Annotated in this window: 15 protein-coding genes and 1 pseudogene; 5 read left to right on the top strand and 11 right to left on the bottom strand. The window is 60.2% G+C overall.

What is annotated here, in order from left to right; genetic code table 11:
• Positions 1-16: 16 nt before the first annotated feature.
• The 10 genes and pseudogenes from MRBLAR12_RS08030 to MRBLAR12_RS07985 all read right to left on the bottom strand — a co-directional run.
• Positions 17-265: pseudogene (locus MRBLAR12_RS08030) on the bottom strand (LexA family protein); the annotation flags it as partial.
• Positions 266-270: 5 nt separating this feature from the next.
• Positions 271-1,044, bottom strand: a complete 774-nt coding sequence (locus MRBLAR12_RS08025; RefSeq protein ID WP_229995471.1) for an SDR family NAD(P)-dependent oxidoreductase — start codon at positions 1,042-1,044, stop codon at positions 271-273.
• Between the two features lie 191 nt (positions 1,045-1,235).
• On the bottom strand, positions 1,236-1,379 hold the full coding sequence (locus MRBLAR12_RS08020; protein ID WP_229995472.1) for a hypothetical protein: 144 nt from the start codon (positions 1,377-1,379) through the stop codon (positions 1,236-1,238).
• A gap of 11 nt (positions 1,380-1,390) precedes the next feature.
• Positions 1,391-1,504 (bottom strand): CAT RNA binding domain-containing protein, encoded by a 114-nt coding sequence (locus MRBLAR12_RS08015; RefSeq protein WP_229995473.1) that lies wholly within the window; start codon positions 1,502-1,504, stop codon positions 1,391-1,393.
• Positions 1,505-1,899: 395 nt separating this feature from the next.
• Entirely contained in the window at positions 1,900-3,111 is a 1,212-nt protein-coding gene (locus MRBLAR12_RS08010; protein WP_229995474.1) for a serine hydrolase domain-containing protein, read from the bottom strand.
• Between the two features lie 2 nt (positions 3,112-3,113).
• Entirely contained in the window at positions 3,114-3,938 is an 825-nt protein-coding gene (locus MRBLAR12_RS08005; RefSeq protein ID WP_229995475.1) for an ABC transporter ATP-binding protein, read from the bottom strand.
• Positions 3,935-4,885 carry an ABC transporter ATP-binding protein gene (locus MRBLAR12_RS08000; protein WP_229995476.1) on the bottom strand — a complete coding sequence of 317 codons (951 nt, stop codon included), beginning with the start codon at positions 4,883-4,885 and terminating at the stop codon, positions 3,935-3,937. Before MRBLAR12_RS08000 ends, MRBLAR12_RS08005 begins: the two co-directional genes overlap by 4 nt.
• Positions 4,882-5,796 carry an ABC transporter permease gene (locus MRBLAR12_RS07995; protein ID WP_229995477.1) on the bottom strand — a complete coding sequence of 305 codons (915 nt, stop codon included), beginning with the start codon at positions 5,794-5,796 and terminating at the stop codon, positions 4,882-4,884. Before MRBLAR12_RS07995 ends, MRBLAR12_RS08000 begins: the two co-directional genes overlap by 4 nt.
• On the bottom strand, positions 5,793-6,809 hold the full coding sequence (locus tag MRBLAR12_RS07990; protein ID WP_364744961.1) for an ABC transporter permease: 1,017 nt from the start codon (positions 6,807-6,809) through the stop codon (positions 5,793-5,795). Before MRBLAR12_RS07990 ends, MRBLAR12_RS07995 begins: the two co-directional genes overlap by 4 nt.
• A gap of 96 nt (positions 6,810-6,905) precedes the next feature.
• A complete protein-coding gene (locus MRBLAR12_RS07985; RefSeq protein ID WP_229995509.1) occupies positions 6,906-8,501 on the bottom strand; it encodes an ABC transporter substrate-binding protein in 1,596 nt (531 codons plus the stop codon).
• Positions 8,502-8,619: 118 nt separating this feature from the next.
• Between MRBLAR12_RS07985 and MRBLAR12_RS07980 the strand changes: the two genes are divergently transcribed.
• On the top strand, positions 8,620-9,492 hold the full coding sequence (locus tag MRBLAR12_RS07980; protein ID WP_229995508.1) for a LysR family transcriptional regulator: 873 nt from the start codon (positions 8,620-8,622) through the stop codon (positions 9,490-9,492).
• Positions 9,493-10,007: 515 nt separating this feature from the next.
• On the opposite strand, the gene MRBLAR12_RS07975 is transcribed toward MRBLAR12_RS07980, so the two are convergent.
• Positions 10,008-10,625, bottom strand: coding sequence for a TetR/AcrR family transcriptional regulator (locus MRBLAR12_RS07975; protein ID WP_229995507.1), 618 nt, complete (start codon positions 10,623-10,625; stop codon positions 10,008-10,010).
• 163 nt (positions 10,626-10,788) lie between these two features.
• On the opposite strand from MRBLAR12_RS07975, the gene MRBLAR12_RS07970 reads away from it, so the two are divergent.
• From MRBLAR12_RS07970 to MRBLAR12_RS07955, 4 genes are all read left to right on the top strand, one after another.
• On the top strand, positions 10,789-11,640 hold the full coding sequence (locus tag MRBLAR12_RS07970) for a carbon-nitrogen hydrolase family protein (RefSeq protein ID WP_229995506.1): 852 nt from the start codon (positions 10,789-10,791) through the stop codon (positions 11,638-11,640).
• A 10-nt stretch (positions 11,641-11,650) separates the two neighbouring features.
• Entirely contained in the window at positions 11,651-13,081 is a 1,431-nt protein-coding gene (locus MRBLAR12_RS07965; RefSeq protein ID WP_229995505.1) for an APC family permease, read from the top strand.
• 363 nt (positions 13,082-13,444) lie between these two features.
• Positions 13,445-13,723, top strand: coding sequence for a hypothetical protein (locus MRBLAR12_RS07960; RefSeq protein WP_364744956.1), 279 nt, complete (start codon positions 13,445-13,447; stop codon positions 13,721-13,723).
• Between the two features lie 91 nt (positions 13,724-13,814).
• The gene (locus MRBLAR12_RS07955; RefSeq protein WP_229995503.1) at positions 13,815-14,207 is read left to right on the top strand and encodes a RidA family protein; all 393 of its coding nucleotides are present in this window, start codon (positions 13,815-13,817) and stop codon (positions 14,205-14,207) included.
• The last annotated feature ends 156 nt before the right edge of the window (positions 14,208-14,363 follow it).

Raw genomic sequence — 14,363 nt, 5'->3', positions numbered from 1 at the left:
TTAGACATGGCTGGCCTCAGACATGGTGCAGGCACCGGGTCGCGACGCCCCAGATGACCAGATCCGAGACCGACGGGACCCGGATATCCGGGTACGCCGGGTTCTCCGCCTGCAGCACGACGCCGGCTCCCGTGATCCGCAGCCGCTTGATGGTCAGCTCCCCGTCCAGCACGGCGATGACCACGGACCCGTCCCGCGGCTCGAGGGCCCGGTTCACGATCAGTTCATCGCCGTCGCTGATGCCGGCGCCCTCCATCGAGTCACCGGCGGCTATTGAGCTGTGTATCCGCCGTCTATGGGCAACGAGGTGCCGGTGATGTAAGAGGCTTCATCCGAGGCCAGATATGCCACGGCTCCGGCCACGTCGCTTGGAAGTGCAAGCCGTTTAAGGGGGATTTGGTCAACAACCCTTGCTTCGGCCGCTGCTGGATCTGCATGCGTTTCCAGCCACTCGTCGTACAGCGGTGTCTTTGTCATGCCTGGGGCAACGGCGTTTACTCGGATGTTGTAGGGGGCCAAGTCCACGGCTGCAGCCTTCGTCAGCGCCAGCATTGCTCCCTTGCTGGCGCTGTAAATCCCCATGGTGGGCACTCCGATTGAGGCCAAACGTGAAGTGATGTTGATGATCGATCCGCCAGCTTCCTGCATGGTTCGGGCGGCCGCTTGCAGAAGGCGGATGGCAGCGAAAGTGTTGACTTCGAAGACTTCTCGGATCTCCTTGTCGGGAACTAACAGAAGGTCTCCCGTGTGATCGACCGCGGCGTTGTTGACCAGCACGTCGAGTCGACCAAAGCGTGAAACTGCTGCGGACGTGAGGGAATTGCCTGATTCTTCGTCTTTGATGTCCGTGGAATAGAAGTGCAGCTGGGAACCGAGTGCCGCTTCAAGTCGTTGCCCTCGCTCGATTGACCGCCCGGTTGCCAGCACCTGGGCACCTTCGGCTACCAGTCTGCGGGCGATTGTTTCCCCGATACCGGAAGTAGCGCCTGTGACCAACGCGACTTTGCCCGCTAGACGGGCGTTGGAAGTTGATTGCGATAGCACTTTGAATCCTCTCGTAGCCACATTTCGTGCGTGCCAGATGTCTTCGCCTCCGCTTTCCAAGCATTCCCTATCGTTTGGTGCTCTACCGGGGTACAGGTGTTGATTCCTTAGATGCGATGGCCGCAGGTGACTGCTAGTACGCCAGCACTGTCGACTGTGTTTGGAGTGGGCAGGCTGGTCCCTGCTCACCGTCAGGAAGAGGCCGTGTTTGTACCGCTGTGGGCAATTTCCAGTACCTGGTCGGCCAGTGTCAGGTGTTCGGGAGGAATGGCCGCCACCAGGGCGCCGAAGTTGTCTGCGTTGCGCCCGTCCTCGGGGACAAAGACGCGTACCACTTTGGTTTCGTCTACCTGCTGCCCAGGTTTCGCTGGAACCCGAGGCCGCGTCCGGTGAGAATGACCACTCCTTTGTTGGCGGCGCGGGCGAGGACGTTGTTGTTGAATACGCGCAGCACCTCCACGTCTTCCTCCTCTCGTCATTGACCGGGATTGAAACTGGGGAGCTTTTGTCCAGATACGGCGACTTCCTGCGCCCTTACACGGTGCCGATAAGGGCCCATATGTCGGGGAAAGGGGGGAGGACCGCCAGGAGTGTCAGGTTGCGTCCGAGCCTTTGTGGTTCGTTGTCAGGAGCAGGAATCGAACCCTGAAGTTCAGGGGCAGGCAACGAGCAGAGTGGGAAACCGGGATTTGCAGCAGTCGGTTTGGCTCTGTGATGGGCAGCGGAAGGCCGGCAATTGGGTGCACAGCCACCGGGCGGCGGTCTGCTTCGGATTACCTGTGGAGGCGATTTTTATCCTTTGACCTTTATTTAGTGGGGATTCCTGAGGACCTGCGCTCCGAGGGGTCGCCTCAATCAGCTGGTGTATTCCAGGATGCTGACCATTTGCTTGAAGCCTTCAGCGTGTGCCCGGCTGAGTTCGAGTGCAACCGGCTGTGGGCAAGAGGAGAACTTCGCTATGACAGTGTCGCTGACGGGGTCAATCCAAATGAATTGGCCGTGGATGCCTGCGGCGTAGACCGTGCCTCGGCTATCTCCGGGGACCCACCACTGGTTTCGGTAGGAGCCATTGGGGTGGACTTTCTGGTAGCCGGTTCCTCTGGCCAGTTGCGGGTCTCCGCCGCGCATCGTGTCGTTGATCCACCATGATGGGACGACCGTTTGCCCGTTGGCTTTCCCGTCGTCCAGCATGAGCTGTCCGATCTTGGCCAAGTCTCGTGCGGTACAGGCGATTCCTCCGTTCGCAAATGCGAAACCACCGGAATCAGTGGTGATGAGTGCATCATCGAGTGTCCCGAGCTGGGACCACAGTTCGTCGGAGACGACTTTGGCGTATCGCTTGCCGGTGACGTTCTCGATGATCCATGCCAGCACGTCTGTACCGGCTGAGCAGTACTGAAATGATCGGCCGTGTTCTCCGGCAGCTTTGAGGAGCGTGAGGAATTCGTAAGTGTCCTCTGGGTCTGTTTCGAGCTTGGGGCGCCAGCCGGCGATCCTATCCTGCTGCTGGACTTCAGCGGCCGCATCCAGGTAGTTCTCGCTGTAGCGGACTGCGGCGGTCATGTCGAGTACTTGGCGGACCGTCGCGTTCCCGTAGGCGCTTCCCTTCAGCGGCGGGACGTAGTGGTGGACAGGCTGTTGCGTGTCTATGAGTCCCCGGCCCACCAAAATACCCATGGTAAGCGCGCAGACGGATTTAGAAACAGACATCAGGACGTGCCGGTCGTGCGGCTGGAAAGAGCCAAAATAGCGTTCCAGGACCAGTTTCCCGTGTTGAAGTACGACGATGGCATCTGTGTGCGTGGATTCCAGGAACTCCTCAACACTGTGCCACCTCTCCGCGTGTTCCGTGGTGACTGAATCGTTTCCAGTAGAGGGCAGGGATGTGCTGCCTCGACGGATCGTTGCTGTGGTAATGAGTTCGCTGATGTGAGCGAAGCCCCAGCGATTGAATGGGCTTTCTTGCCAGTTGTCCAGGGTGACGTGCTCGTTGAAGTCCTGGCCGGCATAGCGGTCAATCTTGCCGGGGCTGGTCAGGAGAGAACTGTTAGCTGTTGCCTTTAGCATGTTTAGTCGTTGCCTTGCGTGGTGAGGGTGGGGAGAGTGTGGGAGTCGGCCATTTCGGGTCGGCCGTGCCCTGGGGCTGCCTCGAGGAGTCTGCGGGTGTAGTCGTGCCGTGGGTCTGTGAAGATCCGTTCGGCTGTTCCGCTTTCTACGATCTTTCCGGTCTTCATAACCGCAACGTCATCGCTGAGATAGCGGACGACGTCCAGGTCGTGGGAGATGAGCAGATATGTGAGCCCTTTTTGTTGCTGCAGGTCCTGGAGCAGGTTCAGAATCTGGGCTTGGACGGAAACATCAAGGGCGCTGGTGGGTTCGTCCAGGATGAGGAGACGGGGCGATGTGGCCAGGGCGCGTGCGATGCCGACGCGTTGGCACTGTCCTCCGGATAGCTGATGCGGGAGCCGGTGGGTGTGTTCGGCTCCCAGTCCGACCTCATCAAGCAGATTGTTTATTCTTGCTTGGAGGGCCTGCCCTTTCAGGGCAGTGTGGGTCCGGAGGGGCTCTGCCACTGAAGCGCCGATAGTCATGCGTGGATTCAAAGACGCCACTGGATTCTGAAGTACCATTCCCATCCGGGAACGAATGGTGCGCAGTGCCTTGGGTTCGAGCTTGCCGAGGTCATGTCCTTCAAAGACAGCCCGCCCGGATGTTGGGCGCATCAGCTGCATGGCGCAGCGGGCGAGGGTACTTTTGCCGGAGCCGGACTCTCCGACAAGGCCGTAGACCGTACCTTCCTTGATGCTGAGGGAGACGTTGTCGACTGCGGTGAAGACTCTTCTTTGGTGCGGGAACGTTTTGACGATGTTTTCGAGGGTGAGAACGTTGGTCATAGTTCGCCTTCCTGGAGGCAGGCGACTGCCTGGTGTGGCCCGGTCTCGGTGAGCAGCGGGTCGGTGAGGGAGCAGTCGGTGACTGCATGTGAGCAACGGTTTCTGAAGGCGCACCCGGTGAGGGATAGGAGGTTCCCCGGGACTGTTCCAGGGATGGCGGTCAGTCGCTGGCCGTGGGTTCGGCCTGCTGGGAGGGCGCCGAGGAGGCCGCGGGTGTATGGGTGGCGGGGGTTGTTCATGACCGCGTCGACGGTTCCGGTTTCGATCACCCTGCCTGCGTAGAGGACTGCCACGCGGTCGCAGACATCGCGGATGATGCCAAGGTTATGGCTGATGAGCAGCACACCGAACCCGAACTTGTGTCGGAGTTCGTCTATGAGGACCAAAATTTGCCGGGCAACAGTGACGTCAAGAGCCGTTGTGGGCTCATCGAGGATCAAAAGCCGGGGCTTGCGTAGCAGAGCCATGGCAATCATGGCCCGCTGCAGCATTCCGCCGGACAATTGGTGCGGGTAGCTGCGGTAGACCCGTTCAGGGTCGGGAAGGCCGACCAGGCTTAGGTGACGAATGATTTCAGCTTTGCCTTCGGACCTCGAGATTTGCCGGTGCCGGCTCAGGACATCGCTGAGTTGGCGGCCGAGCGTGAAGACAGGGTTGAAGGCAGTTCCGGGGTTTTGGAATACGATGGCCACCGAGCCGCCTGCTTCTGACGAGGCCTGTGAGGGATCGTTGCCGATGGTCACTTGCCCCGTGCGCCGTGCGCCGCGTGGAAGGATCCCCAAGGCTGCGAGTCCTGTCAGGGACTTGCCGCACCCGGTTTCCCCCACCAGGCCGAGGATTTCACCGGCGGAAACATCGAGGTCGATCCCGCGGACGGGGCGGTTGGTGAGCGTTCCCCGGTCGGTGAATTCGACGTTGAGGTCGCGGATGCTAAGTACGTGGGTCATCGCTTTACCTGCCTGGGGTCAAGGAGGTCGCGCAGCGAATCTCCGAGGAGGTTGAATCCCAGGACGGCCAGAAAGATGGCCAGGCCCGGAAAGGTGGCTATCCACCAGGAACTGAATATGAGCCCGCGCCCTTCAGCGACCATGAGACCCCAGTCGGGCAGGGGCGGCTGCGTTCCAAGGCCGATGAATGCCAGGGACCCGGCGGCCAGGATCACAGTGCCGATGTCGACGGTGGCTTGGACGAGGATGGGTGTCATGCAGTTGCGAAGTACATGGCGGCTGATGATGAGCAGTTGCGGAATGCCCATGGCGCGGGCTGCTTCGACATAGGAGCGTTCCCGAAGGGATTTTGCTTCCGCTCGTACAAGGCGCGCATACCAGGGCCACCAGCTGATGGCCAAGGCGATGCCGGCGTTGGTCAGGCTGGGCCCCAGGATCGCAACGGTCACCATGGCCAGGAGCAGAGGCGGGAAGGCTTGGAAGATCTCGGTCACACGCATCAAGGCTTCGTCGAGCCAGCCGCCGCAGTATCCGGCGACAGCGCCGAGGGGAATGCCGATGAGGGCCGCGGCCGCGACAACGACGGCAGAGATGGTCAGCGCCGGGTTCGCGCCCATGATGATGCGGCTGAGAACGTCACGACCGAGTTGATCGGTGCCGAGCCAGTTCCAGGCGTTGGGAGCGAGGTTTCGGGCCGAGGCATTGGTCGCCCCCATGCCCTGATCAGGGAAAGGTGCCAGCCATTGCCCAAAAACAGCAAGGATTACGACAAGGACTATGATCATCGCGCCAACAGCGGCCAAACGGTCACGGCCCAGGGTCTGTTTAAGTAGTTTGATCGGTTTGAGGGTGGCCTGTTCTCCGGCCGGCCCGGAACGGGTCGGGGCGGGGATTTGGGTCGTGGGGCTCATGACATGCTCACTCTGGGGTCGATTCGGGATTGCAGGATGTCCACGAGGAGGTTGGCCAGCAGGTATGCTGTGGCGCCCATGAGCGTAATTGCTATGATGGCTGGGTAGTCCACTGCAAGCATCGAAGATGTAGCGAACTGCCCAATTCCTGGCCAGTTGAAGACAGCTTCGACGAAGAATGTTCCGGTCAGGGCGTAGGCGGCAGCCATTCCGGCGATAGACAGGACTGGTGGTAGAGCATTTTTCAGGGCCAGGCGCCAACGGATGGCGGTCTCCCTCAGACCGTAGGCCTTGGCGGTGAAGATGTAATCCTGGTTCATGACATCGAGCATGGCGGCCCTGGTCATTCGTGCAACGAGTCCGAGAGGGTATGCGGCCAAGGTGAGGGCCGGCAGTATCACGTGCTGCAACCCATCGGTGAAGGCCACGCCGTTGCCGGTGATCATGCTGTCTAACAGGGGAAGCCCGGTCACGTGAGAGATGGGGTTGGAGTATTTGATGGAGTTGCTGAATTGCCCAGTGGCCGGAAGTATGCCCAGCCCCCCAACGAACAACAGTTGAAGGAGTAGTCCGAGCCAGAAGGCGGGCACGGAAATCCCTCCGATGGAGAGGAAACGGATTGCTCCGTCGATGAATCCGCCGGGCCGGTGGGAGGCAACCACGCCCAAGATGACCCCTGCCGAAACAGCGAGAACCATGGCAAACCCGATGAGTTCCAATGTGGCTGGGAGGCGGGTGAACAGCTCGTCCAACACGGGGCGTTTTGTGGCAAGGGACTGGCCCCAGTCCCCGGTGATCAGCTTTGCGACGTAGTCGAAGTACTGCTCGAGGATCGGACGGTTAAAGCCGAGGTGCTCCCGGACCCTGTCCAGCTCGGCTGGGGGCGCCTTCGGGCCGGCGTAGATGACGGCCGGGTCGCTGGGAACGATGCGGGCAAGGATGAAGACGTTCGCTGTGAGCACGGCGAGAACCAGCACCGAGGTGATGAGCCGCCGGGCGACGAAACGCAACATGGTTCTCCTTTTCTTGATTGGTGTGGCGGGATGGGCGGGCAGGGCAAGGGCCCGGGCTTTGTTGGTGCAGCCCGGGCCCTGACTGCGTCGTATCGTTTAGGCGGCGCGTTTGATGGGGGCGAAGAAGGCCGTGAACGGGTAATTTTCGTTGAAGGGGGGAACTTCCAACCCGGCCGGAACGACTGAGACTGTGCGGGCATCGTAGAGGAATGCGGCAGGTGCTTCCCTATAGAGGAGGTCCATGGCTTCCTTATAAAGGCCCTGGGCTGCGTCCCTGTCCGTTCCCGTCAAGGTTGCCGCCTTGTCAACCAATTTGTCGTACTCCGGGGAATTCCAATAGCTCAGGTTGAAGGATGGCTTTTCGCTGGAATGGAACAGCGTCGTGAGATTGTCGCTGCCGGCGTCGCTGTAAGTCGGCCAGTAGTTAAGTACAAAGATGTCCTGGGCGCTCTGAGGATCAGCCTTTGCGCTGTCCCATTGCTGGTTGAAAAGTTCGGCTTTCACGTCCAGCTTCACACCGATTTTGGCGAAGGCGTCCTTGATCAGTGGTACAAACCGTGCTTCCGCGGGATTCTCGGAGGCGTAGGTGAGTTTGAGGTTCATGCCGTCGGCATGACCAGCTGAGGCCAATAGTTGCTTGGCCTTTTCCAAGTCCTGGGAGTACTGCGGGACGTCCTGGCTGTAGGGGAAGATGCCGCTGGGAGCAGGGCCGTGGGACTGCGTGCCGTAGCCCTGCCCTCCGATGTCAATGATCTCTTTGTACGGAATCGCGTAGCTGAGCGCGCGGCGGACCTCCGGGTCGTTGAGTGGTGCGCGGCTGGTGTTAAACATGGCCAGGAAGTTGAACGGTGAGTTGAAGTCTTTCACCGTGAACTTCGGATCGATGGCCAGGGTCTTGACGTTTTCCAAGGGAATGTTGGTCGCGTAGTCCACCTCACCTGCGGTCAGCATCTGCTGGGCCGTGACTGCATCCGGGGTGATAGAGATGTCGACAAAGTCGAAGTGCGATGTAGCCTTTTTGTTCCAGTAGCCGTCGTACTTCTTCAGCACGACCTTAGAGCCGGGCTTGTAGGAGTCGATGGTGTAGGGGCCGGAGCCCGCGTCGATTCCGGCCTCGAAGTACTTGTCATTCTTGGCGGATGCGGCCAGGGCCTTCGGGGCAACGATCCAGGCGCCGTAGGTCGAGGAGGCGACGAGGTCCATCGGCGCAGCGTACTTCAGCTGCAGCGTGACAGTGGAGTCGTCCGGGGCGGTAACGCTCTCCACCGGTGCCCAGATGAAGGATGCCGCTGCATGGTCCCTGGCAGCGTCGATGCTGGCTTTGACCGCCGCGGCATTGATCGGCTCGCCGTCGTGGAAGGTGGCTCCGGAGCGGATCTTGAATGTCCAGGATTTTCCGTCGGCACTGGCGCTCCAGGACTCGGCTATTGCCGGGGAATACGCTTCTGCGGAACCTGCAGGGTTCTTCCAAAGCAGGGGTTCGTATATGTTGCCCATGTAGAGGGCTTCGGTGGAAAACGAACGAACCGGATCCCACGTAGTGATGGCTGCAGATGCGGCCACAGAGAAAACGTCGGGGCCGGAAGAAGCTTTGGGTGCGGCAGGACTGCATCCCGCCGCGCTAAGGGCAACGACGGCGGCTGTGGCCGTGACAAGCACGGTCCGAGCCGGGTGTGGAAATGAGAGTGCCAACAGAGACTCCTTGAAGAAGGGTGGGATGTGTGACGAGTCTAACTAGGTGTACCTATGCCTGGGAAATGCCTATGATGAGTAAAACTCATACCTGGGAGGCATAGTGGACTTGAGGCACTTGACGTATTTCCTGAGCATCGTTGATGAAGGATCAATCAATGCTGCTTCACGCTCTTTGCGGGTGGCCCAACCATCGTTATCCCGGCAGCTTCGCTCCTTGGAGCAGGACCTGGGACTCACCCTCTTCGATAGGTCAGGAGCAAAATTGTCGCTGACCGCGGCGGGCACTGCGTTTCTGCCCATCGCCAAGGACCTGGTCACCCGCGCCGCCCAGGCCAAATCATCCGCGCGGGCGATGGCCGGAGGTTCGGTGCAACGGCTTACGATAGCGGCAGCCTCTGCCACCGTTGCCGACATCATCGCCCCTTTCATTGTTTCGCAGGGGCCCGATGGAGTCCTGACCAATGTTGTCGAGGCGACCCCTGAGTTTGTCTACTCGGCGTTGCAGGACGGTAAGGCTGACTTTGCTCTGGGAACAAAGCCCCCACCATCCGAGCTCGAATCGGTTGTAGTTGGCAGGGCGTTCCTTTGGGCCCAGTGCAACGCCGAACACCCTCTTGCCGGGAGGGAGAAAATCAGCCTCCAGGAACTCGTCCAATGGCCTCTCATAACCATGACCGCTGATTTTGGTGTCCGCACAATGTTCGATGATGCTGTTAGCACTGAGCGCCTCACCTACACGACCGGATTTGAAGTACGCTCGGCCGTGGTCGGCCAAGCCTTGGCAGCCGCCGGCAAAGGCATCTGCGTGCTCTCGGATGATCCGAATTTCGGGGTGCACGCCATGCCCATCACTCATCGGGGAAAGGACCTCGTGTTCACTCTCTTCGGCGTCTGGAATCCGCTGCATTTCGCCGCGCCTGCGATAAGGGAGTGCCTGCAGAACCTTTCACGTTTCACCTCGCAGCTGTACCCCGCCGCTCGAATATAAAAAGGGATGCAATCCTCAACTCCCGGCCCTGTGGTTGAGGGGCCTCTCGAACTCTGAGTGATAGCTCACGAGATTCGCGGGGCGCGGCTCCGGGGGCAGTGGCCATCGACAGGAGCTCTCGAAGCTACTTCCACTGCCTATATAACGCCGATACTGGACCTTTCGTGAACCTGGGGGAGTGGTCGAACCAGGCACTCTTCGCGCGCAGGAGGCTGGGTGCGAGAGCCTGGCGAGTCTTCCTTGACTTCTTTCAGGACCGCACGCGCGGCTGCCGCGTCGTGAAGCTCGGCAGGTACTTCTCCTGTTCTTCGATCTTCCGGCGGTAGAAGTCGTGGGCGCTTTTTTTGTGATCCCCGGCGATTCGCGGATCTGGGCCCACGTCGGTCCGGATGCCGCGGCATCCTTTGGGGTCAACGACCCTGAGGACTGCATCGCCGGAGCATGCCGACGCACCGGGGCGGGCGCCCGATGAGTGGCGCCCGTCAACTTGCCTGTGTCCGCTGTTGCTCGGGGAGTCAGCTGAGATGCAAGTTGTTGCCGGTCTTGGCTTTTACCATGTTCGTCGCGTAGCTGATCAGGAATTCGTACTCGTCTTCCGGCGTCAGGTCGCCGAGGAGTACATCCATAACGAGGCCGTCCTCGAGGGCTACGAAGCTCCGGGCCAAGAATCCGGCTGGCGCTGAGAGGGTGAAGGCATCCTCCTGCGCGCCTCGTTCCAGGATCCCTTTGTAAAGGTTCGTTTGACGCTCCACGAACGCCATTTGCTGCCGAGCGGCTGCTTTGTTGCGCAGATAAACTGGGATGAGTTCCACGAGGATCCGGGAAGCGGTTTCGCTTTCCCCGGGCCAAGGTACGCCCGAGTGGATGCAGGCCCTCAGTTGCGCTTCAGGGTCGCTTTCGGCTTGGATGCGGGCCTCCCGGCGGTCACAGTACTCCGTAACTCCTTGATGGAAGACCTCGCTGAAGAGCTCGTCGACGTCCCGGTAGTAGTACAGCACCGCAGCCGGGGTGACGCCCGCTTCGTTGGCAATGTCGGAAAGGCGGGCCGCTGATGACCCTCTGTCCAGCAGGACTCGTCCTGCTGCTGCTACGAGTTGATCCCGGCGGGCTGTCTGATTCCGTGGTCTTGCCATGCTCACCATGCTTTCACACGGGCCTCGAAGTGACCCTTGACACACCCAGGTCCGTTAATTATTCTTTAATTAATCTTTAGTTAATGAAATCTCCCACGCTAGGAATGCTACCGTCATGACTCGACTTCTCCCTCTGGCTCTTGTGCAATCACCCGCTGAGTCCTTGACTGATTTTGCTGCCGGTCTCGAGCGAAGGGTCAAAGCGCATGCCGTCGCCGACCTTTTCGTTTACCCGGAGCTTCACTTGAACACGGTAGATTCTGCCGGGTTTGTGGACCGGCAGGCCTACATGGAAGCCTCGGCCGAACCTCTTGATGGCCCGCGCGGCCGTACCCTTGCCGAGCTTGCTGGAGACCTTGGGATCTGGCTTTTGCCTGGCAGCGTGCTTGAACGTGGTACGGACGGGCATATCTACAACACCGCCGTCGTCTACTCTCCACAAGGAAAAGCAGTAGCCGCGTACCGAAAGATCTTTCCCTGGAAGCCCTATGAGACTGTTTGTTCCGGTAAGGACTTCGTGGTCTTCGACATGACCGGCTACGGCCGCGTCGGTTTGTCGATTTGCTACGACGCATGGTTCCCCGAACACAGCAGGCACCTGGCCTGGATGGGGGCAGAGCTCGTCCTCAATGTTGTCCAGACCCCGACCAACGATCGTGTGCAGGAAGTTGTTATCGGCCAGGCCAACGCAATCGTGAACCAGAACTTCGTTGCGAGTGTGAACGCGGCGGGCCCACACGGGGTTGGACGGAGTTTCCTGGTTGATCCTGAAGGCCGCGTGCGAATTTCGGCAACCGGACCCGAAGACGCGACATTGGTTGATGTCATCGACCTGGACCAAGTAGGGAACGTACGCCAATATGGCACAGCGGGCGTCACCCGCCCCTGGGACCAGTTCGCTGAAAACGACGACAGCATTCCATTGCCGCTCTACGCGGGCCAGCTTGATCCCCGCCTGTGGCGGCAGACCAACGCCCCGTCACCCCTGACCAACCTCAGCACTGCCCCAGCCTAAGGAACTCCCCATGTCCGCTGAGAACATTAAACTTACCCCCAAGCTATCCCTGCTGTCGGTGGTCGTGTTCGGCTTGGCCTATATGGCTCCGGGAATCGTAATGACGATCTTCGGTATCATCTCCTCCACCAGCGACGGAACAGCCCCGACAGCATTCGCCCTCGCCACGGCCGCGATGCTGCTGACTGCCCTCAGCTACGCGAAAATGGCAAAGATCTTTCCGAACTCGGGATCGGCCTACGTGTATGCACGACGGCTCCTCGATTCCCGTGTCGGTTTCCTCGTCGGGTGGGCGATCCTCCTCGACTACCTCTTCCTTCCCACCGTGGCCTGGCTGTTCCAATCGTTCTACCTTGCAGCGCAGTTTCCCGGCATCCCCGTCTGGGCCTGGCTCGCTCTGAACGCTGGACTAACAACGATCATCAACGTCACGGGAATCGTGCTCACTGACCGTGTCAATAAAACGCTGACCCTTCTGGTTGTTACCCTCATCGGGATCTTCATCGCCTACTGCCTGGCCTACCTCGGGGGAAACCCGCCCGCGTCGTTCACAGACCCCTTCTGGAACAATGCCACGACGGTCGGCGGCGTCGCTGCCGCAGCCGCTATCGCTGCCTACGCCTTCCTGGGATTCGACGCCGTCAGCACACTCAGCGAAGAAACCAAAAACGCCCAGCGCAACATTCCCCGCGCGATCCTCCTGACCGTCCTCGTCGGCGGAATAATCTTCGTCGTGGTCTCCTACATCATGCAGCTCGTTCACCCCGGCGGAGACTTCGAGGAAGCAGCGACAGCAGCATACTCCATGCAGGTCCTCGTCGGCGGGCAGTTCTACGCCAACATCACCAACATGCTCTTCATCATCGGTGGGTTTGCGTCCGGGCTCGCCATCCAGGCCAGCACCAGCCGCCTCCTCTACGTCATGGGCCGCGACGGAGTCCTACCCCGCCGGCTCTTCGGCCGCCTCCACCCCCGAACCAAAACGCCCATCTTCAACCTGGTCCTCGTCGGTGCCGTGGCCATGCTGGCACTGAACATCTCCTTGGAAACCGCAACCTCCTTCATCAACTTCGGGGCCTTCCTGGCATTCACAGCCGTCAACCTCTGCGTCATCGCCTACTTCATCCGAAACCGCCGGCAAGGCAAAAAGCTTTCGATCATTGGCTTCATCGTCCTACCAATACTGGGCGCCGCCGTCGACATCTACCTTCTAACCCAGCTCAGTCCCATCGCCATCACCATCGGCTGCTGCTGGATCGGTCTGGGCGTTCTCTACCTCGTCTTCCTCACCAAAGGATTCCGCAAGGAACCACCAGAGATGGACCTCCACGACCGTGAGAGCCAGCCGGGCGAACCCACCAAGGAGGTTCAGCAACCAAACACTGACGACACACAGTCAACCAAGCAGACTGCCACCCAAGCGCAGCCCACCGAAATCTAAAACCCCGAGGAGCCATAAGGACGGGCCAGGCGCCAGCCTCCAGGCCCGTCCCTGTGTGTGGCGTACGCGATCTCAAGAAGCGGGACCTTGTCAGTTTCATTTGCCACCGTTCCCGTATCACGATGGGCGCTCTCCAAAGTCCGTACCGTTCCGAGTGACAACCCACTGCATCCCGGGCTGCGGAACCGCAACCCGGGATGCAGTGCAAGTTCGGGGGCAAACCTCCGGTCAAGAGAAATCCGATCGGGCGAGTCTGCCATCGCTGAAAGCCATTTCTTCGTCCCAAAGAGCCGATTCGCTACGTGCGTGCCCACATCATGAGCATCAAATCAAAGGCGATATTAAGAGCAAAGCAGGAGTCCAATGATTATCACGATCGAGGCCGACCGCTACTTCCACATCACAGGCCTATCCCCGACGGAAATCGAAGACAGTATCAACACGGCTGTCGAGATGGCCCGTGACCACTCGGTGAGTGAAGGATGGCAGGGCATTCTCGTCACCCGCCACGGACCTGACAATTACACAGTGAACCTCAGCGCTGATGTTCCCGACGGAGTAACTGTGGAACGGGACCTGCCGCAAGAAGTCCCGAGCAGGTGCCGGACGGCTGAGAGCTCACCGCAGCCGTGCCGGCAGTAGACTGAACATCAGCGAGCGGACTGCCGTGGTACCCGGTCGCCGGCCGGTACGCTCCGGCAGCGCGCGTCGTCCGACGGAGAGGACCTCAGCGATGGAGCTGACCTATGTGATGGCCGAGAGCGCCCCGGCGCCCGTGGGCCCCTACTCCCAAGCGTGCGGTATACCGAATGGTCTGCTGTTCCTTTCGGGGCAGACGCCCATCGACCCGGCGACCGGGCAGCTGGTCGGCGGTGGCATCGAGGAGCAGACCGCACGCGTCTTCGACAACCTTGGCCTCGTCCTCGAGGCGGCCGGCAGCAGCTGGCGCGATGTCGTCAAAGTCAGCGTCTTCCTCGTCGACATGGACGACTTCGCAGCGATGAACGCCGTGTACGCGAGGTACTTCGACGGCCAGTACCCCGCGCGCACGACGGTCGCCGTCGCCGGGCTCCCGCTCAGGGCGCGCGTCGAGATCGAACTGCAGGCGATGCGCCGAGTGGGGTGATCCAAACGCACGAGCACCTCGATTCGCTCACTCCCGAGATCGTCGACACAGCCAGAGAAGCCCTACCCATCGGCAACTAAGGCCTGCGAATTTACTGCCAAATAGCGCTGCGATCCACAAAATAACCGTGTGAATCGCAGAGCTATTTGGCGTTGT

The organism is Arthrobacter sp. LAR12-1-1.1, from assembly GCF_040676555.1.
In the GTDB taxonomy this organism is placed as follows: Bacteria; Actinomycetota; Actinomycetes; order Actinomycetales; family Micrococcaceae; genus Arthrobacter.
The sequence above is the reverse complement of the archived record's forward strand: the minus strand, read 5'-3'. Positions and strand labels throughout refer to the sequence as shown.